22 protein-coding genes are annotated in these 22,837 nt (G+C 73.9%); 13 read left to right on the top strand and 9 right to left on the bottom strand.

Annotation, left to right across the window (positions count from 1 at the left end):
- Nucleotides 1–8 precede the first annotated feature (8 nt).
- Nucleotides 9–1,169, top strand: a complete 1,161-nt coding sequence (locus ACZ7G1_RS16055) for an agmatine deiminase family protein (RefSeq protein ID WP_470881597.1) — start codon at nucleotides 9–11, stop codon at nucleotides 1,167–1,169.
- 16 nt (nucleotides 1,170–1,185) lie between these two features.
- On the opposite strand, the gene ACZ7G1_RS16050 is transcribed toward ACZ7G1_RS16055, so the two are convergent.
- The 3 genes from ACZ7G1_RS16050 to ACZ7G1_RS16040 form a co-directional block, all read right to left on the bottom strand.
- Complete coding sequence (locus ACZ7G1_RS16050) at nucleotides 1,186–2,841, bottom strand: acyl-CoA dehydrogenase family protein (protein ID WP_470881599.1); 1,656 nt, start codon at nucleotides 2,839–2,841, stop codon at nucleotides 1,186–1,188.
- Complete coding sequence (locus ACZ7G1_RS16045; RefSeq protein ID WP_470881601.1) at nucleotides 2,825–3,442, bottom strand: TetR/AcrR family transcriptional regulator; 618 nt, start codon at nucleotides 3,440–3,442, stop codon at nucleotides 2,825–2,827. The genes ACZ7G1_RS16050 and ACZ7G1_RS16045 overlap by 17 nt, the downstream gene beginning before the upstream one ends.
- Before the next feature lie 169 nt (nucleotides 3,443–3,611).
- Entirely contained in the window at nucleotides 3,612–4,196 is a 585-nt protein-coding gene (locus ACZ7G1_RS16040; protein ID WP_470881603.1) for a TMEM165/GDT1 family protein, read from the bottom strand.
- Nucleotides 4,197–4,490: 294 nt separating this feature from the next.
- Here ACZ7G1_RS16040 and ACZ7G1_RS16035 point away from each other — a divergent pair, with 294 nt between their 5' ends.
- The 5 genes from ACZ7G1_RS16035 to ACZ7G1_RS16015 all read left to right on the top strand — a co-directional run bounded on the left by ACZ7G1_RS16035 (nucleotide 4,491) and on the right by ACZ7G1_RS16015 (nucleotide 11,155).
- Nucleotides 4,491–5,099: a TetR/AcrR family transcriptional regulator gene (locus tag ACZ7G1_RS16035; protein ID WP_470881605.1), complete on the top strand. Its 609-nt coding sequence runs from the start codon at nucleotides 4,491–4,493 to the stop codon at nucleotides 5,097–5,099.
- Complete coding sequence (locus ACZ7G1_RS16030) at nucleotides 5,096–6,589, top strand: MFS transporter (RefSeq protein WP_470881607.1); 1,494 nt, start codon at nucleotides 5,096–5,098, stop codon at nucleotides 6,587–6,589. Before ACZ7G1_RS16035 ends, ACZ7G1_RS16030 begins: the two co-directional genes overlap by 4 nt.
- A 1-nt stretch (nucleotide 6,590) precedes the next feature.
- The gene (locus ACZ7G1_RS16025; RefSeq protein ID WP_470881609.1) at nucleotides 6,591–7,727 is read left to right on the top strand and encodes a PP2C family protein-serine/threonine phosphatase; all 1,137 of its coding nucleotides are present in this window, start codon (nucleotides 6,591–6,593) and stop codon (nucleotides 7,725–7,727) included.
- Between the two features lie 189 nt (nucleotides 7,728–7,916).
- Nucleotides 7,917–9,812: an alpha/beta fold hydrolase gene (locus ACZ7G1_RS16020; RefSeq protein ID WP_470881611.1), complete on the top strand. Its 1,896-nt coding sequence runs from the start codon at nucleotides 7,917–7,919 to the stop codon at nucleotides 9,810–9,812.
- A gap of 167 nt (nucleotides 9,813–9,979) precedes the next feature.
- A complete protein-coding gene (locus tag ACZ7G1_RS16015) occupies nucleotides 9,980–11,155 on the top strand; it encodes an alpha/beta hydrolase family protein (protein ID WP_470881613.1) in 1,176 nt (391 codons plus the stop codon).
- Between the two features lie 77 nt (nucleotides 11,156–11,232).
- On the opposite strand, the gene ACZ7G1_RS16010 is transcribed toward ACZ7G1_RS16015, so the two are convergent.
- From ACZ7G1_RS16010 to ACZ7G1_RS16000, 3 genes are all read right to left on the bottom strand, one after another.
- Nucleotides 11,233–11,817 (bottom strand): nucleosidase, encoded by a 585-nt coding sequence (locus tag ACZ7G1_RS16010; RefSeq protein WP_470881614.1) that lies wholly within the window; start codon nucleotides 11,815–11,817, stop codon nucleotides 11,233–11,235.
- Nucleotides 11,818–11,913: 96 nt separating this feature from the next.
- Nucleotides 11,914–13,305 (bottom strand): VWA domain-containing protein, encoded by a 1,392-nt coding sequence (locus ACZ7G1_RS16005; protein WP_470881616.1) that lies wholly within the window; start codon nucleotides 13,303–13,305, stop codon nucleotides 11,914–11,916.
- Entirely contained in the window at nucleotides 13,302–14,183 is an 882-nt protein-coding gene (locus tag ACZ7G1_RS16000; RefSeq protein WP_470881618.1) for an AAA family ATPase, read from the bottom strand. The genes ACZ7G1_RS16005 and ACZ7G1_RS16000 overlap by 4 nt, the downstream gene beginning before the upstream one ends.
- Before the next feature lie 182 nt (nucleotides 14,184–14,365).
- On the opposite strand from ACZ7G1_RS16000, the gene ACZ7G1_RS15995 reads away from it, so the two are divergent.
- Both ACZ7G1_RS15995 and ACZ7G1_RS15990 read left to right on the top strand, forming a co-directional pair.
- Nucleotides 14,366–15,505 carry a PP2C family protein-serine/threonine phosphatase gene (locus tag ACZ7G1_RS15995; RefSeq protein ID WP_470881620.1) on the top strand — a complete coding sequence of 380 codons (1,140 nt, stop codon included), beginning with the start codon at nucleotides 14,366–14,368 and terminating at the stop codon, nucleotides 15,503–15,505.
- 136 nt (nucleotides 15,506–15,641) lie between these two features.
- Nucleotides 15,642–16,007, top strand: coding sequence for a luciferase domain-containing protein (locus tag ACZ7G1_RS15990; protein WP_470881621.1), 366 nt, complete (start codon nucleotides 15,642–15,644; stop codon nucleotides 16,005–16,007).
- Nucleotides 16,008–16,028: 21 nt separating this feature from the next.
- Here ACZ7G1_RS15990 and ACZ7G1_RS15985 read toward each other — a convergent pair whose 3' ends face one another.
- Nucleotides 16,029–16,520, bottom strand: coding sequence for a PaaI family thioesterase (locus ACZ7G1_RS15985; RefSeq protein ID WP_470881622.1), 492 nt, complete (start codon nucleotides 16,518–16,520; stop codon nucleotides 16,029–16,031).
- Nucleotides 16,521–16,618: 98 nt separating this feature from the next.
- Between ACZ7G1_RS15985 and ACZ7G1_RS15980 the strand changes: the two genes are divergently transcribed.
- Both ACZ7G1_RS15980 and ACZ7G1_RS15975 read left to right on the top strand, forming a co-directional pair.
- Nucleotides 16,619–17,095: a winged helix-turn-helix transcriptional regulator gene (locus ACZ7G1_RS15980; RefSeq protein ID WP_470881623.1), complete on the top strand. Its 477-nt coding sequence runs from the start codon at nucleotides 16,619–16,621 to the stop codon at nucleotides 17,093–17,095.
- Nucleotides 17,096–17,393: 298 nt separating this feature from the next.
- Complete coding sequence (locus tag ACZ7G1_RS15975) at nucleotides 17,394–18,251, top strand: YhjD/YihY/BrkB family envelope integrity protein (protein WP_470881625.1); 858 nt, start codon at nucleotides 17,394–17,396, stop codon at nucleotides 18,249–18,251.
- A 28-nt stretch (nucleotides 18,252–18,279) separates the two neighbouring features.
- On the opposite strand, the gene ACZ7G1_RS15970 is transcribed toward ACZ7G1_RS15975, so the two are convergent.
- Both ACZ7G1_RS15970 and ACZ7G1_RS15965 read right to left on the bottom strand, forming a co-directional pair.
- Nucleotides 18,280–19,122: an ABC transporter permease gene (locus ACZ7G1_RS15970; protein WP_470881627.1), complete on the bottom strand. Its 843-nt coding sequence runs from the start codon at nucleotides 19,120–19,122 to the stop codon at nucleotides 18,280–18,282.
- Nucleotides 19,119–20,027 carry an ABC transporter ATP-binding protein gene (locus ACZ7G1_RS15965; protein WP_470881629.1) on the bottom strand — a complete coding sequence of 303 codons (909 nt, stop codon included), beginning with the start codon at nucleotides 20,025–20,027 and terminating at the stop codon, nucleotides 19,119–19,121. The genes ACZ7G1_RS15970 and ACZ7G1_RS15965 overlap by 4 nt, the downstream gene beginning before the upstream one ends.
- Before the next feature lie 134 nt (nucleotides 20,028–20,161).
- Here ACZ7G1_RS15965 and ACZ7G1_RS15960 point away from each other — a divergent pair, with 134 nt between their 5' ends.
- From ACZ7G1_RS15960 to ACZ7G1_RS15950, 3 genes are all read left to right on the top strand, one after another.
- Nucleotides 20,162–21,394, top strand: a complete 1,233-nt coding sequence (locus ACZ7G1_RS15960; RefSeq protein WP_470881631.1) for a sensor histidine kinase — start codon at nucleotides 20,162–20,164, stop codon at nucleotides 21,392–21,394.
- Nucleotides 21,391–22,068, top strand: a complete 678-nt coding sequence (locus ACZ7G1_RS15955; RefSeq protein ID WP_470881633.1) for a response regulator — start codon at nucleotides 21,391–21,393, stop codon at nucleotides 22,066–22,068. Before ACZ7G1_RS15960 ends, ACZ7G1_RS15955 begins: the two co-directional genes overlap by 4 nt.
- 123 nt (nucleotides 22,069–22,191) lie before the next feature.
- Complete coding sequence (locus ACZ7G1_RS15950) at nucleotides 22,192–22,695, top strand: NUDIX domain-containing protein (RefSeq protein ID WP_470881635.1); 504 nt, start codon at nucleotides 22,192–22,194, stop codon at nucleotides 22,693–22,695.
- Nucleotides 22,696–22,837: the final 142 nt, after the last annotated feature.

The raw sequence follows: 22,837 nt of genomic DNA, 5'->3' as shown, positions 1-22,837 counted from the left end.
AAACCCTCATGAATCCGTCGGACACGTCGAGACGGAGCATCCTCAAGTTCGGTGCGGCGGCGATTCCCGCGCTCGCTCTGGGCGCGACCGTGCCCACCGCCGCGTACGCGGCCACCAGCCCCACCGGAGTGCCGCTGCGGATGCCCGCCGAAGACGGCCCGCACGTGCGGACGTTCATGGCGTGGCCCACGCTGTCCTCGGTCTGGGGCGCCAACCTGCCGGGCGTCCGCGCCGACATCGCCCGCGTCGCGCAGCAGATCTCCCGCTTCGAGCCGGTCGTCCTCGTCGCCGGGCCCGCGCACGCCGCCGAGGCGCGGAGCACGTGCGGCACCGGTGGGCCGTACGGCATCACGGTCCTGGAGATCGCCAATGACGACCTGTGGATCCGGGACTTCGGCCCGACGTTCCTGACCGGCCCCGGCGTGATCGCCGGCCTCGACACCAACTTCAACGGCTGGGGCAAGACCGGCACCACCTACTACCAGCCCTTCGCCAACGACGCCGCCGCGGCCGCGACCATGCTCACGCACTACGGCCTCCAGCGCGTCCAGGCCGGCTTCGTCGGCGAGGGCGGCTCCCTGGAGACCGACGGCCAGGGCACCCTGCTCGCCACGGTCAGCTCCCTGGTCAACCCCAACCGCAACCCCGGAATGTCCCAGGACCAGGTCGAGCAGGCACTGAAGAGCTCGCTCGGCGTGACCAAGGTGATCTGGGTGCCGGGTCTCGCCGGGCAGGACATCACGGACTGCCACATCGACTGCCTGGCCCGCTTCAGCGCGCCCGGCAAGGTCATCCTCGACAAGCCCGGCCCCGAGTCCACCGGCCCGTGGGCCGCGGTGTACGAGGAGACCAAGCGCATCCTGCAGAGCGCGACCGACGCCCAGGGCCGTCCGCTCGTCCTCACGGAACTGCCCTGCCCGGACCGCCGGCAGATCACCAACCCGAGCAAGTCGTTCCTCGCGAGCTACACCAACTACTACACGCCCAACGGCGCCGTCATCGTCCCGCAGTTCGGCGACGCCACCGCGGACGCCGCGGCGCGCACCATCCTCCAGGGCGCGTACCCCGGCCGCGAGATCGTCCCGGTCGCGATCGACAACATCGCGAGCGGCGGTGGCGGCATCCACTGCTCCACCCAGTCGCAGCCGGTGGTGCCGCCCGCCGCCTGAGAGGCGGCCCCCGCTTCTAGCCCGCTGACACGGCGTCCGGGCCGCTGCGCGCGATGATCGCCGCGGTGTCGACGCCGGCCGGGAGCGTGCCGAAGGCGAGCCCGCGGTCGCCGTCGAGACGGGAGGCGCAGAACGCGTCGGCGACCGCCGGGTCTCCGTGGCGTACGAGCAGGGAGCCCTGGAGGACGAGCGCGAGGCGCTCGACGAGGCGGCGGGCGCCGTAGGCCGCCGCGTCGGGGTCGCCGAGCCCCGCGAGGTCCTTGCGGAGGCCGGCGACGGCCGCGTCGAGGCGGCGGTCGGCGCCCGCGCCGCGGTCGACCTCGGCGAAGTACGCCTCGACCGCCTGCGGCTGACGGGCCATCGCCCGCAGGACGTCGAGGGCGGCCACGTTCCCGGAGCCCTCCCAGATCGAAGGAAGCGGCGACTCGCGGTAGAGCCTCGGGAGGCCCGAGTCCTCGACGTACCCGTTTCCGCCCAGGCATTCGAGGGCCTCGGCCGCGTGCGCGGGGGCCCGCTTGCACACCCAGTACTTGGTGACGGCGAGGCCGAGCCTGCGGAGCTGCTCCTCCTCGGCGTCACCGCGCGCCGCGCGGTCGACCGCGCCGGCGAGCCGCAGCGCCGCCAGCGTCGCCGCCTCGGCCTCGACGGCCAGGTCGGCCAGCACGTTCCGCATCAGCGGCTGGTCGACGAGCCGCGCGCCGAAGGCCTCGCGATGCGTGGCGTGATGCACCGCCTGCACGAGCCCGAGGCGCATGCCGGACGCGGAGCTGATCGCGCAGTCGAGCCGCGTCATGTTGACCATCCGGATGATGGTCGCCACCCCGCGCCCCTCCTCGCCGACGAGCCGCCCGACGGCACCCTCGTACTCGATCTCCGATGAGGCGTTGGAGCGGTTGCCCAGCTTGTCCTTGAGGCGCTGGAGGCGGATCGGGTTCCGGCTGCCGTCCGGCAGCACCCGGGGCACCAGGAAGCAGGACAGGCCGCCCTCCGTCTGCGCGAGGGTGAGGAAGACGTCCGACATCGGCGCCGAGGTGAACCACTTGTGCCCGGTCAGCGCGTACAGCCCCGGCTCGCCCGTCGGCACCGCCCGGGTCGTGTTCGCGCGGACGTCCGAGCCGCCCTGCTTCTCGGTCATCGACATCCCGGCGATGATCCCGCGCTTCTCCGTCGGCACCCGCAGCCCGAAGTCGTACGAGGAGGAGGTGAGCAGCGGCTCGTACACCTCGGCGAGTTCCGGCTGGGCGCGCAGGGCCGGCACGGCCGCGTACGTCATGGAGACCGGGCACAGGTGTCCCGCGTCCGCCTGCCCCCACACGAACACCTTCGCGGCGCGCGCCACGTGCGCGCCCGGCCGTTCGTCGGCCCAGGGCGCGCCGTGCAGACCGTTCTCGACGGCCACCGTCATCAGGTCGTGCCAGTGCGGGTGGAACTCGACCTCGTCGATCCGGTGCCCGTACCGGTCGTGGGTGTGCAGGACGGGGGAGTGGCGCTCGGCGAGCCGCCCCCACTCCTGGGCCTCCTCGCCGCCGGCCCGTCGACCGAGCTCGCGGACCTCGGCCTCGGCCCAGCCGGCGCCCTCACGGCGCAGCGCTTCGAGGAGCGCGGGGTCGGCGGCGACGTCGTAACCGGTCAGCGGCGGTACCTGATTGGTGACCTCATGCGTGGTCGGCATCGGGAACTCCCAGAGCTCGCAGGGTGAAAGTGACGAGTGCGGGTACGGTCTCGTGTCCGACGGACCCCTCCGCCAGCGGTCCGACGAGCGCCTCCGCGCCCGCGCCCACCAGCGCGGAAGCCGTCAGGACCGGGTCCTGCGGCGGCAGCTCGCCCGTCCGCGCGCCCTCCGCGACCCGGGCGGCGAACACATCGCGGAAGGCGCGCCGGAACACCAGCCGCTCGGCGTCGACGGCCGGATCGACCGGCTCGGCGAGCAGCGCGTACGCGAGGCGCGGAGACTTCAGGGCGCGCAGGGCGAAGGTCTCGATGACCGCCACCACCCGCTCGGCCGCCGACCGGTGCCCGGGGTGTCCGGCCGCCTCCGAGACGGCCGCCACCTCCCGGCCCACCACGGTGCGGAACAGCTCGACGGCCAGATCGGCCTTGCTCGGGAAGTGCCGGTAGACACTGCCCGTCGCGATCCCGGCCCGCGCGGCGACCGCCGCCATGGTGCACCCCGCGTACCCCTGCTCGGCGAGGAGCCCGAGCGCCGCGTCGACGACGGAGGCGCGCTGGGCGTCGAGCCGGGCCTGGACGGCGGGGGTGCGTCGGTAGGGCATGGAAGGAGTGAAGCAGTGATTCATTGCTTCATCAAGGGATCGCGCGACGGTGCTCGTCGGGCGAGCGGAGGGGCGACGTGCTCGTGCGCGACGTCGCGCGGTGGCGAAACGCCGCACGCCCCCGCGGGAGGCGGGGGCGTGCGGTGCGGAGCCGTGACGGCTGCCGGCGTCAGCCGGTGAAGACCTCGACCAGGGACCAGATCGCGAGGCCGGCCATGCAGACGCCGCCGACCCGCTGCACGGTCTTGAGCGGTACGCGCTTGGCGATGAAACGGCCCGCCACCAGGGCGAGGGCGGAGACGCTCATCAGGGCGGCGAGCGAGCCGATCGCCGTCGACCAGGTGCCGTTGGTGGCGGCGAGGTTGGCCGTGGTGATCTGCGTCAGGTCGCCCCACTCACTGATGAAGACGGCCATGAAGGCGGTCGAGAAGACGGGCCAGAAGCCGGTGACGGTCCGGCCGCCCTCGTCGGCCTCGTCGTCGTCGCCCCCGCCGCGCAGCAGCATGAAGGCGCCGAAGCCGAACATCAGGGCGGAGACCAGCTTCACCGACCAGCCGGGGAGCAGCCCGAGCAGGCTGCCGGCTCCCACGGCGATGGCGACGTGCGCCAGGAAGGCGGTGGAGGTGCCGATCCACACGTACAGCGGACGCATGCGCGTGCCCATGGCGAGCGACGCGAACATCGTCTTGTCGGGAAGCTCGGCGAGGAAGATCAGCCCGAAGGCGGTGAGGATCGCCAAGGGGTCGAGGTGCATACCGGGGCTCTCTGCTCGGTCCGGGCCCATGGACTTCGCGCGCCTAGGAGGGCGACGGGAGGACCACTCGGCCCGGCATGACGGACCGCGCCCACGGGAACGCGGACACGGCTGTTGCCTGGCCGAAGGTCTCGCCCGTCCACCGCATACGTGGACCCGGTCACCGGGAACCCGGGGGTTCCAGTGTGTCGACGACCGGTTCGCAGGGCTACTCCCCTTCGCTGTGTCCCAGTGTAACGGACGGGGCGCGCGGCTCCGTAGACACTGTCTACTCACTCCTGGTAGACAGTGTCTATGAGCCCGGAAGAAGTAGAAGACGAAGCAGCAGAGGAAGAGGCCGGACTGCGCGGCCGCCTGATCCGCGCCGGCGTCGACCTGGTGAACGGCGAAGGCGCCCAGGCGCTCTCGCTGCGCGAGATCGCCCGCCGGGCCGGCGTCTCCCACGGCGCGCCCCGACGCCACTTCCCGACCCACCTCGACCTGCTCTCGGCCATCGCCCGCCAGGGCTTCGCCGAGCTGGCCGCACGAGTCACCGCCGAGGACCGGGAGACCGCACCCCCGCGCGAACGCGTCCAGCTGCTCGCCGGGGTGTACCTCGATTACGCGGCGACCCGGCGCGGGATGTACGAGCTGATGTTCCGCCACGACCTCCTGGAGAGCGGCCGGCTGGGGCTGCGGGAGACGAGCCTGCCGCTCTTCGCCCACCTCACCGGACTCGTCGCCCGCGTACGGCCCGATGCCGACGCGGCCGTCGTCGCGGGCGCGCTGTGGGCCAACCTGCACGGCATCGCCCAGCTCTGGCACTGGGGCAGCCTCCGGCTCGCCACCGGGGGCGACGACCCGGCGCCCTTCCTCAAGGCCGCGCTCGACGCCCACCTCGGACCCGCGGAGGTGGCGCCGTGACCCGGCCGCGCACCCCGGTCCTCACCTGCAGCGTCGTCGGGGCCGTCGTCGTCGCCCTCGACGGGACGGTCCTCACGGTCGCCCAGCCCGCACTCCAGCGCGATCTGCACGCCGACGTCGGTCAGGTCCAGTGGACGAGCACCGGTTACCTCGTGGCCGTCGCGAGCCTCCTGGTCTTCGCCGGGCGGCTCGGCGACCGGTACGGGCACCGCCGGGTCTTCGCCTTCGGCGCGCTCGGCTTCGCCGTGGCGTCCACCGGCATCGCCCTGGCACCCGGCATCGGCGCGGTGATCGTGCTGCGGGTGCTCCAGGGCGTGTGCGGCGCGTTCCTCCAGCCCGCCACGCTCGGCATGCTGCGCACCGCCTTCCCCCCGGAGCGGCTCGCGACCCCGATCGCCATACGCACCGCCGCCATCGGCCTCGCCGCCGCGGCAGGGCCGCTCGTCGGCGGCGCCCTGGTCTCCGCGTACGGCTGGCGCGCGGTCTTCCTCCTCGGCGTACCCCCGACCCTCGCGATCGGACTCGTCGCTCTGACCACCCGGGAACCGAACGCCGCGGCGCACCCGGACACGCGCCGGCCGCACGGCCCCGACCAGCCCCACTCCTCCGACCCGTCGAAACGCCGGGCCGCCGACGGGCTCGCCTCGCTCGACCCGCTGGGCGCCCTGCTGCTCGCCGCGGCCCTGGGCCTGCTCGTCCACGGGCTCGTCGAGGCGGCGCGCCCCGGCGGCACGGGAACGGCGGTGCTCGCGTGCCTGGCGAGCGCCGCCGCCGGCATCGCCTTCGCCCGGCACGAGACGCGGACGGCGCGGCCCCTCCTCGCCCCCGAGCTCCTCAGGAGCGTGCCCGTCGTCGCCGGGCTCGCCGCGCTCCTCGCCGCCTCCGCCGCCCTGTTCGGGTCGCTCTTCGTGGCGACGTACTTCCTCCAGGACGTCCAGGGGCTCGACCCCCTCCAGTGCGCGCTGCGGGTGCTGCCCCTCGCCGCACTCATGGTGCTGGGCGCCCCGCTCTGCCCACCGCTCCAGCGCCGGTTCGGCCCCCGGAACACGGCGACGGCGGGCGCGGTGCTGCTCACACTCGGGGTCCTGCACCTCTCGCGGCTCGACGCGACCGCAGGGGCCGTCGCGGTCGGAGTAGCCTCCGCCCTCCTCGGCGCCGGGTTCGTCACGCTCATGGTGACCGCGACCTCCGTCGTCGTGCACCGCGCGCCCGAAGCCCACGCCGGAGTCGCCGGCGGCCTCCAGCAGACCGCGATGAACATCGGCCCCGCGCTCGGCGTCGCCCTCGCGACCCTCCTCCTCGCGCTCGTCCCCGAGGGAGGATTCGTACCGGAGCGGGGGATCGCCCTGCCGGCCCTCGCGGCCATGGCGGCCCTCGCGCTCCCGGCCGCCCTCGCCCTGCCCGGCGCCGTGCGCCGCACGGCCGATGCGGGGACACGCCAGGGTCCGACGGCACCCGGGCCGGGACGGCGGAGCTGCGTACGATCATGAGATGCCCGCTGCTCGTCACCGGCGTCCACCCGGCGCGGCCGCGCGCACCCAGTTCAACCTCGGTCGCGCCCTGCCCTTCCTGATCCTGATCGTGACCGCCCTCGCCGACGTCTTCACCCCCGACAGGGAGCGCTTCGAACGGCTCCTCGTCGCCGCGCCCGCGCTCGCCGCCGTCACCTGGAGCGTGCGCGGGACGGTCGGCATCGGGCTGCTCGCCATGGGGGTGCGCGCCCTGCTCAGCTTCGGCAGGGACGAGGCCGTCGTGCCCGAACTGCTCGCGAGCGAGGTCGTGCTCGTCGCCGTCACCGCCGCCGCGGCCTGGGTCAGCCGGGTCCGCACGCGCTACGAGCAGGACCTGCGCGAGGTGACGGCGGTCGCGGAGGTCGTCCAGCGGGTCGTCCTGCGTCCGCTGCCCGACCGCCTCGGCCGCTTCGACCTGCACCTGCTGTACGTGGCCGCCGCGGCCAAGGCCAGGATCGGCGGCGACTTCTACGAGGCACTACGGGTGCCGGGTGCCGTGCGGCTCATGCTCGGCGACGTTCAGGGCAAGGGCCTCGGCGCCGTCGAGACCGCCTCCGTCCTGCTGGGCGCCTTTCGCGGCAGCGTCAACGACGCCCCGGACCTCGCCGCCCTCGCCGACCGGCTCGACGCCGGCCTCGCCCGCTACGGAGGCTGGGACCCGGAGTCCGACGCCGCGGAACGCTTCGCCACCGTCGTCCTGGTGGAACTCCCCGACGACCGCGAGGTCGCCCGACTGCTCAGCTGTGGCCACCCCGCCCCGCTGCTCCAGCACGGCAATGAGGTCGCGCCGGTCGACTTCGCCGACCCCTCACTGCCCATCAACCTCGCGGGACTCGCCGAGAACCACCACCGGATCGAGGAGATCCCCTTCGGCCCGGGAGACCGGCTGCTCCTCTACACCGACGGTGTCAGCGAGACCCGCGACCGGGCCGGCACCTTCTACCCGCTGGAGACCCGGATGCGCGGCTGGGTGCGGAATCCGGCCGCCGAACTGCCCGGACTCCTGCACCGGGACCTCGCGGCGTACGGCTCCGGCCGTCTCGACGACGACGTGGCCGCCCTGCTCGTCGTCCGCGAGCGCGCGTCCGAGCCGGAGCCGGAGCCGGCGTCCGACTGACCGTGGCCTGGCCCTGGCTCGCACCCGGTGTCCTCAAACATCGACTTCGGGGCGTCTTGTGTCGTTCGCGTCCGGTTCCGTGATCTGTGCGCTGATCGTGCGCTCTGGTCGCACTGCTCCCCATGCGTGAGGCTTGCGACCGTCCGCATGGCGGACAGTCAGCTGCCCACTCGAGAGAAACGGGTGCACGTGCCCCAGGACACCCCCTTCACCGCCGGACCGTCCGAGAACTTCCCCGGCTTCCCGGGCATCTCGGCGGGGATCACCGCCGCCGAGGCCGCCCGGATCGCGCAGACCGGCATCTGGGCCGCCGACGGAACGGTGAACCCCGACGCCGCCCGGCTGGGCCAGACCCTCGCCACCGCGCTGCTCGACCCGAGCGCGGAGGGCCTGCTGCCCGCCGAACTCGCCGCCCACGTCGAGGAGGTACGCGGCCTTGCCTGGCCCGCCTACCACCGCATCGAGGCCACGGACGGCACCCGGCTCTCCGCGTTCAGCCTCCGGCAGCTGAGCCCCGGCCCGCACCCGCTCGTCGTCTTCCCGGCCGGCTGGACGCCCTTCGGCTGGCCGATCTTCCTCTGGGCGTACGCGACCCTGGCCCGCAAGGGCTACCACGTCCTCGCGTACACACCCCGCGGCCTCGGCTACAAGGGGCTTCCCTCCACCTCCGAGGGTCTCGTCGACGTCGCGGGGCCGAACGACGTCTCCGACGGCTCCGACGTCATCGACTTCGCCGTCGACCGCTTCGCGCCGAGCGTCATCGGCTTCATGGGGGAGTCCTACGGCTCCGGCATCAGCCAGCTCGTCGCCGCCCACGACGACCGGGTCGCGGCCGTCGTCGCCCTCAGCACCTGGGGCAACCTCGCCACCAGCCTGTACGACCACGAGACCCGGCACGTGAAGGCCGTGGAACTCCTCCTCGACTTCACCGGCGGAGAGGTGCACGAGAGGTTCGACGAGGTCAACCAGGCCATCTTCGAGGACTTCGCGAACGACCGGAACATGGAGGCCGTCGTCGCCTGGGGCCGGCGCCGCTCTCCCGAGTCGTACCTCGCAGAGACCAACGAGAAGGGCACGCCCACCTTCTTCTCCAACACCTGGCACGAGAGCCTCTTCCCGGTCAACCAGGTCCTGAAGACCTTCCAGGGGCTGACCGTCCCGAAGCGCCTCAACGTCTGGATCGGCGACCACGCCGTCCCCGAGGGCGCCGGCCTCATCGGCACCCAGCCCGGCCAGGTCAACATCCCGCTGGCGGAGGCGTACGCCTGGCTCGACCACCACCTCAAGGGCGAGGCGAACGGGGTCGAGGACTGGGACCAGGTCTGCAACCAGGTGATGTTCACCTACCGCACGGAACCCGTCCTGGACCCGGAGACCGGCGAGCCGACCGGCCAGAACCGGGTCGTCGAACCCGCCGCCCGCGAGACCCGGGCCGTCTGGGACGACGTCACCACCCGGGTCGAGACCTTCGCGCTCACCGGCGACGGTGCCGGCGGCGCGGACGGAGCCCTCCTCCCCGGCGGCGGCGAGGAGTCGGCACCGCCCGAGGGCGTCGGCTGGCGACGCACCTTCGTCGCCGGCGTCGACACCGAGGCGACCGCGATGGACCTGCCGATCATGACGACCGGTCAGGCGGAGTACGCCGGCAATCCGAAGATCTACGACACCCACAAGATCGACCGGCGGCACGCCCTCGCCTGGACCACCGAACCACTCCACCCCGCCGACGGGGCGGACGCAGCAGGCCGCCGGGTCCGGGGCATCCCGCGCCTGCGCCTCACGGTCCGCTCCAACACCGCCACCTCGGCGAGCTTCGTGGCCCATCTCTTCGACGTCGCCGAGGACGGCACGGCACGGATCATCACCCACGAACCGCTCAACGTGTACGGCCTGACGCCCGAACAGGACACCACCGTGACCTGGAACCTCCAGGCCGCCGCGTACGACATCCCCGCAGGCCACCGCCTGACGCTGGTCGTCGACAGCAAGGACCCCCTCTACGGCGACGCCTCCGTCACCTGGACGCAGACGGCCGTGGGCTCACCCGAGGGCGAGCCGTCCTTCCTGGAACTGCCCCTCGGCTGACGCCCGGGGCAGCGAGCGAAGCACGGGGCGCGCACCGGCCGGGTGCGCGCCCCATCCGCTGCTGCCAGGGCGTCCGCCGGGCCGGATCTCGCCTCAGACTCCCGGCTGACCCCGACTGCGCCCGTGGGTGGACGCGGTGGCGCGCGCGTCGCGTCTAGCGTGCCCGCATGACCCGAATCACGCGAGCGGCCGCGGCCGCCGTCCTCGTCTGCTCCCTCGCCTTATCCGCCGGGGTCGCCACCGCCGCCGGAGCCCCCGGCCCCGCGGCCCCGACCGCCGCCGCGCAGGCGGCGCGGGCCGCCGTCCTCCCGGCGCCCACCGGCCCGTACGCCGTCGGCAGCACGGTCCTTCCGCTGGTCGACCGGTCCCGCACCGACCCCTGGGTGCCCACCGCCGACGGCCGGGCGCTGATGGTGACCCTCCACTACCCGGCCGCGCGCTCCGGCGGCGGTAAGCCCGCCCCGTACGCCACGCGGGAGGAGGCGCGGCTCCTGGCCGAACAGCTCGGGCCGGGCGTCTCCGGCGACGTGCTCGCCCGGACGCGCACCCACAGCAGGACCGACGTACGGCCGGCGCCGGGCCGACGGCCCCTGGTGCTGCTGTCGCCCGGCTTCAGCGTCTCGCGGTGGACGCTCACCCACCTTGCCGAGGACCTCGCCTCGCGCGGCTACGTCGTCGCCTCGGTCGACCACGCCTACGAGTCGTACGGAATCAGCCTCCCCGACGGCCGGACGCTCACTTGTGTCGCCTGTACGGCCCTGGACGAGGGAGGGGTGCCCGGCAGTGTCGTCACCTCGACCCGGGCGGCCGACATGCGGTACGTCCTGGACCGGCTCACCGGGCCGAGGCCGGCCTGGCGTTACTCCCAGCTGATCGACGCGAGCCGGATCGGGATGGCGGGCCACTCCATCGGCGGGGCGAGCGCGGCCTCGGCGATGGTCGCCGATCCGCGCATCGACGCCGGGATCAACATGGACGGCGCCTTCTGGGAGGAGCTTCCGGCGGAGGGCCTGCGGGGCCGCCCGTTCATGATGCTGGGCACCCACGACGACATGCACCTGCCCGGGGGCAAGGACGCCAGCTGGGACCGGACGTGGACGGCGCTCGACGGGTGGAAGCGCTGGGTCACGGTGGCCGGGTCCGAGCACTTCACCTTCTCCGACGGCCCCGTGATCACACGTCACTTCGGTCTGCCGCAGCCCCCGCTGCCCACGGACCGCGCCGTCGCCGTCACCCGGACGTACGTCGGCGCCTTCTTCGACCAGCACCTCCGGGGGCTCCCGCGCCCCCTCCTCGACGGCCCGACGCCGGAGAACCCCGAGGTCCACTTCCAGCGGCCCTGACGCCCCGGACCGAGGGGGCGCGGCCCTACGGCCCTGGTACGCGCGCGTACCGGGGCCGTAGAGGGGGCACGGCGGTCTCAGGAGCGGTACGGGGTGTTCGCCTCGGCCCAGTCCGCGAGCGCGCGGGCGCACTCGGCGACGGACTCGCGCCAGCTGCGGGCGGCGCCGTCGCCGGCCTCGTCGCTGACGTGCTTCACGATGCGCAGCGGTACGCCGGCGAGCGCGGCGGCCGTGGCCAGCGCGTACCCCTCCATGTCGACCAGCGCCGCGCGCTCGGCGAGCCGGGCGCGGGCGGCCTCGTCGGCGATGAACGCGTCACCGGTGGCGAGCACCACGTCGCCGCCGTCCGGCAGCGTCAGCGGGGCGCCGTCCGTCTCGCCGGTCAGGGTGGCGAGCAGCTCGCCGTCGAGGTCGTGCTGGAGCACGGTGCCGACGACGTGGGTGCCGGTCCAGCCCGGCAGCAGCGCGCCGGCCGTCCCGAGGTTCACGACGCCGGTGGGCCGGGGGCCCCGGCCCAGCGCGGTCGCGAGCGCGGTCGCCGCGTTGACCTTGCCCATGCCGGTCAGCAGGACGGGCAGGTCGGTGTCCAGGAACTGCGCCTCCTCCTTGACCGCGAGGACGAGCAGGGGACGGTCGGCCGTGATCTCTCCCAAGAGTTCCATGGAGGTCACGCTAGTTCGCCGATCCGCTGTTCGTACAACCGGGCGGAGCCGGTGGCCCGGGCGATCGACCGGGCCACCACGCGCGCGTACCCCTGGTCAGACGGGCATCAGGCGGCCGATCAGGGCGCCCAGCTCCTTGGCGTTGCGGCAGGGGCGCATGTCGACGACACCGGCGTAGGCGGGGGCGACCGAGTCGCCGGTGCCCCACAGCGAGGGCTGCTCGGGGTTGAGCCAGTGGACCCGGCGGGCACGTCCGGCGACGAGCCGGAGCGCGGCCAGATTGGGGTCGGCGCCGTTGGTTCGGGCGTCGCCGAGGACGAACACCACCGTGCGGGGGCCGACGGCCTCCGCGTACCGCTCGGCGAACTCGCCAAGCGACGTGCCGTAGTCGCTCTGGCCGTGCCAGCCGGTCAGCCGCGCCCCGGAGAGGATCCGGTCGCCCAGCGCGGCCGGGTCGGCCGACCCGCGGGCGATCAGACCCGTCACCTCGTCCACCCGGTTGACGAAGGCGAAGACCCGGACCCGGCTGAACTGGTCGTGCAAGGCCTGCACCAGGAGCATCGTGAACTGGGCGAAGCCCGCCACCGAGCCCGAGACGTCACACAGCAGGACGAGTTCGGGCCGCCGCGGCCGGCGCCGCCGCAGCACGGGACGCACCGGCACGCCGCCGGTCGACAGCGAACCGCGCAGCGTCCGCCGGAGGTCGATCTCGCCGCGTGCGGCCCGCCGCCGCCGGGCCGCGAGCCGGGTGGCCAGCTTCCGCGCGAGCGGCCGTACCGTACGCCGCAGCTCGTCCAGCTGGGCCCGGCCCGCGAGCAGGAAGTCCACTCGGTCCGCCGTGCCCGCCACGGCCCGCCGCGCGACCCGGTCACGGCCCTGCCGTTCGGCGACGCGCCGCCGCGCCTCGGTCCGCACCTGCTCCCGGAAGGCCTCGATCCCGCGCCGGATCTCGTCGTCGAGCAGCCGGTCGGTGAACTCGGGGTCCGTCGTGCCGGCCGCCGCCCGCAGCGCGGCGCGGACCCGGGCGAGCAGCGTCTCGGGCCGTACCCGCGACAAGGTCTGGTACGAGGACCAGCCGTCCGACTCCGGACCGGACCCATAGCCGCCGAAACCGCCCACCGCCTCGGCCGCGAGCCGGTCGAGGGCGGCGCCGTCACCGGCAGCCAGGGCCTCGGCGAGCCGGTCCCGCAGCGCCGCGAGGTCCGCCGGAGTGCCGCCGTCCTCCTCGGCCGCTCCGGGAGCGCCGCCGCCGAGCGGGAAGTACAGGTCGAAGACCCGGTCGAACACCGGGCGCTGGAGCTCGCCGTGGAGCAGCGTCGCCGCCAGCGCCTCACGGACCCGGTCGCGGTCCGTGAAGCCGACCGCCTGGAGTGCCAGCCCCGCGTCGACCGTCTCGCCGGTGCCGATCCCGAATCCGTGCGCGCGCAGCGCCGCCACGAGGCCCGTCAGGCGCTCCGCCGTCCCTCCTGCGGGGGCCGGCGTGCTCACACCGCGTCCAGGTCGAGCTTGGCCGCCGCCTTCACGATGTCCTCCTGGTGCTTCAGGAGGACGCCCAGGGTCTCCCGTACGACCCGCTCGTCCAGCCGGTCCGCGCCGAGCGCGAGCAGCGTGCGGGCCCAGTCGATCGTCTCCGACACCGACGGCACCTTCCGCAGGTCCATGGCCCGCAGCGCCCCCACGACCCGCACCACGGACGCGGCGAGCGCGGCGTCGAGCCCCGGCACCTTGAGGGTGACGATCCGGCGCTCCAGCTCCTCCTCGGGGAAACCGATGTGGAGGAAGAGACAGCGCCGCCGCAGCGCCTCGGACAGCTCGCGGCTCGCGTTCGAGGTCAGGACGGTGAACGGCCGCCGCTTCGCCGTGATCGTGCCGAGCTCGGGGACGGTCACCTGGAAGTCGCCGAGGACCTCCAGGAGCAGGCCCTCCACCTCGACGTCGGCCTTGTCGGTCTCGTCGATGAGCAGGACGGTCGGCTCGTCCGAGCGGATCGCGGTCAGCAGCGGCCGGGGGAGCAGGAACTCCTCGCCGAAGATGTCCGTCCGCGTCTCGTCCCAGGACTCGCCGCGTCCCGCCGTGATCCGCAGCAGCTGCTTGGCGTGGTTCCACTCGTACAGGGCGCGGGACTCGTCGACCCCCTCGTAGCACTGCAGCCGCACCAGACGCGCTCCCGTCACTTCGGTGACGGCCTTGGCGAGCTCCGTCTTCCCGACCCCGGCCGGGCCCTCGACGAGCAGGGGCTTGCCCAGCCGGTCGGCGAGGAAGACGGTGGTGGCGACGGCCGGCGACGCCAGGTAGCCCGTGGTGGCGAGCCGTTCGGCGACGTCGTCGACGGAGGCGAAGAATCCGGTGGTCGTGGCGGTGGTCATGGCTGTCCCCCCGGGGAGCGAAATGGCGTACCGGCCAGTAGCATCAGTCGTACTTGATCAGATCGCGCACCGCCGCACAACCGCCCCGCACCGCCTCCGTGCCGTGCGCGGGGCGCCACCCGCTGGTGCAATGGGGAGACCGGGCGCGCCGCCCGGAGGACCGCGCGGGCGGTGGAGGTGTCGTGGCGATACGGGACGAGGCACTCCTGACCAGGGGCCTTGAACGGGCCATCGGCGAGATCGGCACGACGCTCGACGAGACGACCACCTGCCGGGAACTCACGTCCTTCCTCGCCCACCACCTCCACGGCGCCTCCGTCACGGTCGACCTCCTCACCACCCCGGCCGGCCCGCTGCGGCACGCGGCCGGCACCGACGACCGGGCAGCGGGCGCCGGTGGGGGCTCCACCGCCGCGGCCGGCCGTGAGGTCTCCGCCGACGGCCGCAGTCTCGCCGTGCCGCTCGCCGTGCACGGCGAGAAGCCGCTCGGTACGGTCACCGTCACCCGTGCCGGCGGCGTGTTCTCGGCCGACGAGGTGGGACTGATCCGGCACACCGCCCGGCTCGCGGCCCGGCACCTGGGCCACGCCCGCAAGCTCGCGGCCACCGAGGACACCGCGCTCCACCTCCAGCGCGCCCTGGTCGCCGAACCGGGCAGGCCGCACCCCAACCTGGAGATAGCCGGCGGCTATCTGCCCGCAGGGCCGCGGACGCTGGTGGGCGGCGACTGGTTCGAGACCGTACGGCTCCACTTCGGCAGGAGCCTCCTCGTCGTCGGCGACGTGATGGGGCACGGCCTGGCGGCGGCCGTGGACATGAACGCGTACCGCACCGCGCTCCGCGAGGTCGCCGCGACCGACCTGCCGCCGCACCGGGTGCTGCGGCACCTGGACGCGGTGGTCGCCGAGGACGACGCCCGCCGCCCGGCCACCTGCCTCCTGGTCCGGGTGGACCCGGCGCGCGGAAGCGCGACCTTCGCGAGCGCGGGGCACCTGCCGCCTGCCGTCTTCGCGGCCGACGGCTCCGCGGAACTCGTCGAACTCCCGGTCGGCCCGCCGCTCGGCACCGGCGTCGGCGGCTACGAGCCCACCACCCGCCCGCTCACCTCGGCCGAGACCCTGCTGATCTTCACCGACGGCCTCGTCGAACGGCGCGGCGAGGACATCGACGAGTCCCTCGCCCGCCTCGCCGCCCTGCGGCTGCCCGCCGAGTCGGGCCCGCGCGAAGTCGTCGACGAGGTGCTCCACCGCCTCGGCGCGCACGGGGCGGAGGACGACGTCGCCGTCCTGGCGGCCCGCATTCGCGCCCGCCCCACGTCGTGACAGAGGGTCACTCCCACCCCACGAATCGACGTGACATACGGTCACACCGCCCTCGTACATGACCGGTTTCACGCTTGCGCGGGATTCTTCCCGCCGGACGCTTGTGCACGGCCCCGGGGCCCGGCACGCTCCTCGTATGAACACGGCCAGGCATGCCAGTGAACGTCTGATGAGCTGGCCCTCGCTGACCCCCGGCCGCGCCCATTGCGGCGCCGAGCTCGGACTGGGCACCGCGACGCAGGAAATCGTCCACTTCCACGGCGAGCACGAGGCCGACGTCCACCTCACCCGCGCCATGGTCGCCAAACTGCGCCCGGCCCTCCTCGGGTCGAGCGCGGTGCGGCTGCGGGCCGGTTCGGGCTGGGTGACGGTCCGTCTGGACATGGGCTCGGACATCGATCTGCTCGCCACCCTGGTGAGCGCCGCCCTCCAGGCCAACGGCGTCCCCGACATCGCTCCCGACGGCTGCACCCGCACCCGCCCGGTCCCCGGCAGCCGCTGACACCGGGGGCCGGCAACGGTCCTACGACGGGACCGGGAACAGCATGCACGTGCTCGTCGCGTGCGCCAGGAGCCGGTCCTCGGCGTCGTAGAGGCTCGCCTCCGCCAGCGCCGTGCGGCGTCCCTGGGAGATGACCTTGCCGACGGCCCGGATCTTGCCGGTGTCCATCGTGACCGGGCGCAGGAAGCGGGTCGAGAGGTCGAGCGAGGTGTACGCCATGCCCTGGGGGAGCGTGGTGTGCACCGCGCAGCCGGCGGCCGAGTCGAGCAGGGTCGCGTAGACCCCGCCGTGCACGCTGCCGATCGGGTTGTAGTGCTCCTCGCCCGGTTCGAGCGCGAACACCGCGCGGCCGTGCTCGACCTCCTCCAGGGTGAAGCCGAGCAGGGCGGCGATCGGCGGCCCCGGGAGGCGGCCCGCGATCATCTCCCGCAGGAAGTCGATGCCCGCCATCGACATCGCGGCGCGCGCGGTGGCTCCGGCGTCCTCCCACTCGACCGTTCGTGACCGCCCCATGACCGCTCCACTCCGTTCACCATCTGACTCTGTACAGCGAAGCTAGCTTCCGCGTCAGCTGACTGTCAACGACAGAGCCAGGTGGCTACAGTGGGTGGATGAACTGGCTGGAGACGGATACGGAGAACTGCCCGGTCCGCCGCACCCTGGACGTCGTGGGCGAGAAGTGGAGCCTGCTGATCCTGCGCGAGGCGTTCAACGGGGTCCGGCGGTACGACGAGTTCCGCCAGCACCTCGGCCTCTCCGAGGCCGTCCTCGCCGACCGCCTCCGCAAGCTCGTCGCCGCCGGCCTGCTGCGCAGCGAGCCCTACCGCGAGCCCGGCACCCGCACCCGCCACGAGTACCGCCTCACCCGCAAGGGCGTCGACCTCTGGCCCGTCCTCCTCGCCCTCAAGCAGTGGGGCGACACGCACGCCTCCGACCCCGAGGGCCCCGTCCTCGACATCCGCCACGCCACGTGCGACGCCCCCGTCCGCGTCGTCATCCAGTGCGAGGGGGACGAACACGCGGTCCTCACCCCCCGCGACGTCACGGTCCGCCCCGGCCCGGGCGCACGGCTCCGCGGGACCGGCTGAGGCCCCTCCGGGACGGTGGGGCTCCGCGGGCCTGGGGGGCTTCGCAGAGGCGGCGGGGCTTAGCGGGGACGGCCGGGCTTCGCCGGGACGGCGTGGCTCTGCCGGGCCGGACGGGCTTCGCGGGGACGGCCGAGCTTTGCAGGGCCGGTAGGGCTTCGCCTGGCCGGTCGGGCTTCGCGGGGACGGCCCGGCTTCGCCGGGACGGACGGGACGAAGCGGGCCCTGTGGCCCGGTCGGCGCCACCCGTTCGGCGGCGCCCTCGCGATGGGCCGAGGCCCGGCCGGGTACCTGACGAGGCATGCCCTCCCTTCCCGGTCCGCCGCACGACGGTGCCCCCGCCGAGCACGGCCACTGGTTCCACCGACTCCACACGCGCGTGATGGCCTCGCCCGTCGGGCTCGCGTGGAACCGGGGCCGTGCCATGGAGCTCATGCACCGCGCCATGGGCTTCGCGGCGCTGAGCCTGCTCACCCTCGTCCCGCTCCTGATCGTCGTCGCGGCGGCGGACCTCGCCAGCGGCCAGGGCTTCGCCCGCTGGCTGGTCCAGGGACTCGGCGTCTCCGAGGTCTCGCAGGAGGAGGTCGAACGGCTCTTCGGCCAGCCGGGGCAGGCCCTGCAGCGCACCACCGCCTTCGGCCTGGCCGCCCTCGCCGCCTTCGGCGTCACCTTCGGCTCCGCCGTCCAGACCGGATACGAGCGAGTGTGGGACCTCCCCACCGCCCGCTGGCACACCATGTGGCGGCACGTCGTCTGGCTCGCCGTCCTCGTCGCCTCCCTGCTCCTCTTCGTCGCCTTCCCCGCCCCCGACAACGCCCCGGCCGGCGTCACCACCGTCGTCGCCCTCGGCGACGTCCTCGGCACCTTCGTCTTCTTCTGGTGGTCCCAGCGGTTCCTGCTCTGCGGCCGCATCCGCTGGCGCGCGCTCGCGCCGGGAGCCGCGCTCACCGCGCTGGGCCTCCTGGGCCTGCGGATCTTCTCGCAGCTCGTCTTCTCCCCGCTCATCGCCTCGAACGCCGTGACGTACGGGCAGTTCGGCACGGTCCTCGTCCTCCAGTCCTGGCTCGTCGGCGTCGGCTTCGTCGTGTACGGAGGGGCGCTCGCGGGCCGCCTCGTCCACGAGCACCTCGTCCGCCGCCGACTGCGCCGCCCCCTGTGACCGTCACTCATCGCCGCCCCGCCGACCGCTACTGGTCCCGGCGCCGCACCGACAGCACCGTCACCGCCGCCCCGCCCAGCGCCCACAGCGCGTACACCAGCCAGGCGCCGCCCGCCGACCAGGGGAACGGCACCTCGGCCGGAGGCCCCGCGTCCGCGAGCCGCTGCCAGGCGTGCAGCGGGGTCGCGTGGGCGAGAACGGCCGACAGGTGCCGTCGCTCCGAGAGCACCGCCGGAAGCAGCAGGAGCAGCACGACCGAACCGACCACCGAGACCGCGCTCTTCCGCAGCAGCGCGCCGAGCGCCATCCCGGTCACCGCGCACACGGGGGCCAGGAGTGCGGAGGCCACGACGATCCGCCACGCGCCCGGGTGGGTGAGGGGCAGCCCGATGTCACGGGCCGACAGCATCGCCTGCGTCGACCAGAACGAAGCGACCGCGACGACCGCCCCGAAGACGGCCTGTACCACCGCCACGACCAGCACCTTGGCCGCCATCAGCGCACCCCGCGCCGGGACCGCCGTGAACGTCGTGCGGATCAGACCGCTGCCGTACTCGCCGACCACCGCGCTCGCCCCCATGGCCGCCGAGGCCAGGATCAGGACCAGCGACGCGTTGTACGTGAACGCGTCCCAGAGCGCCATGCCGTTCGCGACGAACTCGGCCCGGCTCGCCTCGTCGTAGTCGAGCCAGTAGCGGTAGTGGTCCCAGGCGGTGCCGAAGTTGAAGGCGACCACGGCCAGCGCCCCCAGGAGCAGCGACCAGCCCGTCGACCGCAGCGACCACAGTTTCAGCCACTCCGACGCCACGAGGTCACGGAAACGGGCACGGGGCTCCACCACGGCGGCCACGGGAAGTTCGAGGGTCGTCATCGGGCGTCTCCTGCCAGGTACTCGACACTGTCGGCGGTCAGTTCCATGAAGGCCTCCTCCAGCGAGGCCGTACGGGTGGTCAGCTGGTCGAGCGCCACCCGGTGCTCCAGGGCCAGTTCGCCGATCCGGGTCGCCGTCAGACCGGTCACCGTCAGCTGCCCGGCCTCCTCCTCGACCGCCGCGCCCGCGCCGAGCAGCACGGCCGTCAGAGCCACCCGGTCCGGCGTACCGACGGTCACGCTCAGGCGCCGGCCGCGCGCGGCGAACTCGGTGAGGCTCTCCGCCGCGATGAGCGCGCCGCGGCCGATGACCACGAGCTCGTCCGCCGTGTGCTCCATCTCCGTCATCAGATGGCTCGACACGAACACCGTGCGGCCCTCCGCCGCGAGCCGCCGGAACAGGCCGCGGACCCACTTCACGCCCTCCGGGTCGAGACCGTTCAGCGGCTCGTCGAACAGCAGCACCGGCGGGTCGCCGAGCAGCGCGCCGGCGATGCCGAGCCGCTGCCGCATCCCCAGCGAGTACCCGCCGATCCGGCGCCTGGCCGCCCCCGCGAGACCGACCTCCTCCAGGACCTCGTCGACCCGCGAGAGCGGGACGCGATTGCTGCGCGCGAGGACCGCAAGGTGCGCCCGGGCGGTCCGGCCGCCGTGCGCGTCCCCGGCGTCGAGCAGCGCCCCGACGTGCCGCAGCCCGCGCGGCCGGTCCGCGAACGGCCGGCCGTCGACGGTCACCGAGCCGCTCGTCGGCGTGTGCAGGCCGAGGACCATCCGCAAAGTGGTGCTCTTGCCTGAGCCGTTGGGGCCCAGGAAGCCGGTGACCCGGCCCGGCCGGACGGTGAACGTGAGGGCGTCGACAGCCGTCGTGGCGCCGTAGCGCTTGGTGAGTTCCCTGACTTCGATCATGTGCACCACCGTGCCGCCGGCAGCCCGCCCCGGGCATCGGTCCGGCGCGGACAATCGACGACCTCGGCTGTCACCCCGGGTCGTACAACCACGGTCCGATGCCCCGCCCCACCGCGCGCGTCTACGATCACCGCATGTCCGTCACCCCGTCAGCAGCGCCGTTCTTCAAGCGGGTCACGCCCGGCGGCCTGGCCGCCGTCGCCTGGGGCGCGGGCATCGTCTTCACCGCCCTGCTGCGGATCCGCGTCCCCGGCCAGGAAGAGCCGGATGTCTTTCCCGGCTTCGTCATCCTGCGCTGGGACGGCCTCACCATGCTGGCCGTCGCCACCCTCCTCACCCTGCGCGGCAGCGTCCTCCTGGCCCGCCGTCCGACCGCGGCCCTCAACCACCTCCTCGTCGCCACCGTCATCGCGTCCACCCCGCTCGGCGTCACCGCCATACCCATGGCCCAGTACCTCGCCGTCGACGTCGCCCTGTACGCCATCGCCGCGGCCCGTCCCCGGCGCGAGGCGTGGCGGGCCCTCCTGCTCGCCCAGGGCCTGCTCGTCGTCTACCTGGCGGTCCGTCTGCTCGCCGGCTGGAGCGCCGGCACCACGGGCGCCCTGGCCGTCGCCCTGGTCGCCCTCGTGGCCTGGCTCCTGGGCCGCTCGGAGGGGCAGGCCAGGGAGTACGCGGAACGCAGCCGCGCCCAGGCCGCCGAGCAGGCCGTCACCGGTGAACGCCTCCGGATCGCCCGCGAGATGCACGACACGGTCGCCCACAGCATCGGCATCGTCGCCCTCCAGGCCGGCGCCGCCCGGCGCGTCATCGCCACCCAGCCCGAGGCCGCCCGCCAGGCCCTCACCGAGATCGAGACGGCCAGCCGCGAGACCCTCGCGGGACTGCGCCGCATGCTCGGAGCCCTGCGCAGGGAGGACACGGAAGGCACGGAGGGCGTCGAGGGGCCGTCGGGCCTCGCCGCCCTCGACCAACTCGCGGAGGTCACCGGAAACGCGGGCGTCCGCGTCACCGTCCGCAGGATCGGCGCCCCGCACCCCCTGCCCCCGGACATCGACCTCTCGGCCTTCCGGATCGTCCAGGAGTCCGTCACCAACGTCGTACGGCACTCGGGCGCCGACTCCTGCACGGTCACCGTCGACCGGAGCGACCCCGCCGCCCTCGCCCTCACCGTCGAGGACCGGGGCGCCGGCCCCGGCCACGCGCGCGTACGCCCCGGTCCCGGCTCCGGCTACGGGCTCACCGGAATGCGCGAGCGCGTCGCCGTCCTCCACGGGGAGTTCGCCGCCGGCCCCCGCCCCGGCGGCGGATTCCGCGTCACAGCCCGCCTGCCCCTTCCCACCGTCCCCGCAGGAGCCACCACCCGATGAGCGAGACCACCGCCGAACGGCCCGTCCGGGTCGTCCTCGCCGACGACCAGCCCCTGGTGCGCACCGCGCTGCGGATGGTCATCACCGACACCACCGACCTCGTCGTCGCCGGCGAGGCGGCGAACGGCGCCGAGGCCGTCCGTGTCGTCGAGGAGACCGGAGCAGACGTCGTCGTCATGGACCTCCGCATGCCCGGCACCGACGGCATCGAGGCCACCCGGCTCATCACCGCCGGCACCACCGGCGCCCGGGTCGTCGTCCTCACCACCTTCGACGACGACGACCACGTGTACGGCGCGCTCCACGCGGGCGCGTCCGGATTCCTCGTCAAGGACATGGCCCTCGACGACATCCTCGCCGCCGTCCGCGTCGTCGCCTCCGGGGACGCCCTCATCGCCCCCAGCGTCACCCGCCGCCTGATCAAGGAGTTCACCGACCGTCCGCGCACCGCCCCCGAGCCGCGCCGCCGCGCCGAGGGCATCACCGACCGCGAGCGGGAGGTCCTCACCCTCGTCGGACGCGGTCTGTCCAACACGGAGATCGCCGGCGAACTCCACATCAGCGTCGCCACCGCGAAGACCTACGTCACCCGGCTCCTCGCCAAACTCGACGCACGCGACCGCGTGCAGCTGGTGATCATCGCGTACGAGGCCGGCCTCGTCTCCACCGGCTGACCCGGCCCCGGCGGCGGGCGGAACGCTCACACGATCCGGTGATCCGCAGGTGAGCGGCCCGCCGCTGCCCTCCGGCCCGCTTGGATGGAGGTGATCCATCAGCGCGTCGAGAGAGAGCCGCCCATGGCGAACACCTGGCTGCCGCCCGTCGAGTACGTCGCGACCCTGCCGAGAGCGACGGCGTACGCCTGCCTCTACTTCACGGACACGGCGGGCCGCCCGTTCCAGATGCGCGCCAGCGACCACACCCGGCGCTGGCAGTGGCCCGGCGGCAACATGGACCCGGGGGAGACCCCCTGGGAGACCGCGGTCCGGGAGTGCCGCGAGGAGACCGGAATGGCCTTCGCCGGCGCACGGCGCCTCCTCGGCACCCACTTCGTCACCGACCGGGGCGAGGACTGGCCCGCCAACCACATCGGCTTCATCTTCGACGGCGGCGAGCTGACGGACGAACAGATCGCCGCCGTCGTCCTCGACCCCGGTGAGCACAGCGAGTACAGCCTGCGCACCCTCGACGAGTGGGAGCGGGAGATGGACCCGGTGGAGTTCGCCCGCCTCGCCGAGATCGACCGGGCCCGCAGGACCGGTTCCACCGTGTACGTGGAGACCGGGCCGACCGCGCACTGACCACGCGCGCGCGAGGCACGAGGGCGGGGGCGCCCCCCCGGGGGGGGCCCCCCCCGCCTCCCTCTCCAGCCCCGCCACCCAACCGAGGGGGGGTGTTTATCCCCAAAAACTTCGGGGGGTGGAGATTTAACAGCTTTTCCTC

Source organism: Streptomyces sp. NPDC037273, from assembly GCF_055603625.1.
Note: the sequence above shows the minus strand (reverse complement) of the source record. Positions and strands in the feature narration are given on the sequence as shown.

Excerpts from the sequence above, each read along its gene's own strand:
- ACZ7G1_RS16055 (WP_470881597.1), top strand. The coding sequence starts at position 9 with ATGAATCCGTCGGACACGTCGAGACGGAGCATCCTCAAGTTCGGTGCG.
- ACZ7G1_RS16050 (WP_470881599.1), bottom strand. The coding sequence starts at position 2,841 with ATGCCGACCACGCATGAGGTCACCAATCAGGTACCGCCGCTGACCGGT.
- ACZ7G1_RS16045 (WP_470881601.1), bottom strand. The coding sequence starts at position 3,442 with ATGCCCTACCGACGCACCCCCGCCGTCCAGGCCCGGCTCGACGCCCAG.
- ACZ7G1_RS16040 (WP_470881603.1), bottom strand. The coding sequence starts at position 4,196 with ATGCACCTCGACCCCTTGGCGATCCTCACCGCCTTCGGGCTGATCTTC.
- ACZ7G1_RS16035 (WP_470881605.1), top strand. The coding sequence starts at position 4,491 with ATGAGCCCGGAAGAAGTAGAAGACGAAGCAGCAGAGGAAGAGGCCGGA.
- ACZ7G1_RS16025 (WP_470881609.1), top strand. The coding sequence starts at position 6,591 with ATGCCCGCTGCTCGTCACCGGCGTCCACCCGGCGCGGCCGCGCGCACC.
- ACZ7G1_RS16015 (WP_470881613.1), top strand. The coding sequence starts at position 9,980 with ATGACCCGAATCACGCGAGCGGCCGCGGCCGCCGTCCTCGTCTGCTCC.
- ACZ7G1_RS16010 (WP_470881614.1), bottom strand. The coding sequence starts at position 11,817 with ATGGAACTCTTGGGAGAGATCACGGCCGACCGTCCCCTGCTCGTCCTC.
- ACZ7G1_RS16000 (WP_470881618.1), bottom strand. The coding sequence starts at position 14,183 with ATGACCACCGCCACGACCACCGGATTCTTCGCCTCCGTCGACGACGTC.
- ACZ7G1_RS15990 (WP_470881621.1), top strand. The coding sequence starts at position 15,642 with ATGAACACGGCCAGGCATGCCAGTGAACGTCTGATGAGCTGGCCCTCG.
- ACZ7G1_RS15985 (WP_470881622.1), bottom strand. The coding sequence starts at position 16,520 with ATGGGGCGGTCACGAACGGTCGAGTGGGAGGACGCCGGAGCCACCGCG.
- ACZ7G1_RS15980 (WP_470881623.1), top strand. The coding sequence starts at position 16,619 with ATGAACTGGCTGGAGACGGATACGGAGAACTGCCCGGTCCGCCGCACC.
- ACZ7G1_RS15975 (WP_470881625.1), top strand. The coding sequence starts at position 17,394 with ATGCCCTCCCTTCCCGGTCCGCCGCACGACGGTGCCCCCGCCGAGCAC.
- ACZ7G1_RS15970 (WP_470881627.1), bottom strand. The coding sequence starts at position 19,122 with ATGACGACCCTCGAACTTCCCGTGGCCGCCGTGGTGGAGCCCCGTGCC.
- ACZ7G1_RS15965 (WP_470881629.1), bottom strand. The coding sequence starts at position 20,027 with ATGATCGAAGTCAGGGAACTCACCAAGCGCTACGGCGCCACGACGGCT.
- ACZ7G1_RS15960 (WP_470881631.1), top strand. The coding sequence starts at position 20,162 with ATGTCCGTCACCCCGTCAGCAGCGCCGTTCTTCAAGCGGGTCACGCCC.
- ACZ7G1_RS15955 (WP_470881633.1), top strand. The coding sequence starts at position 21,391 with ATGAGCGAGACCACCGCCGAACGGCCCGTCCGGGTCGTCCTCGCCGAC.
- ACZ7G1_RS15950 (WP_470881635.1), top strand. The coding sequence starts at position 22,192 with ATGGCGAACACCTGGCTGCCGCCCGTCGAGTACGTCGCGACCCTGCCG.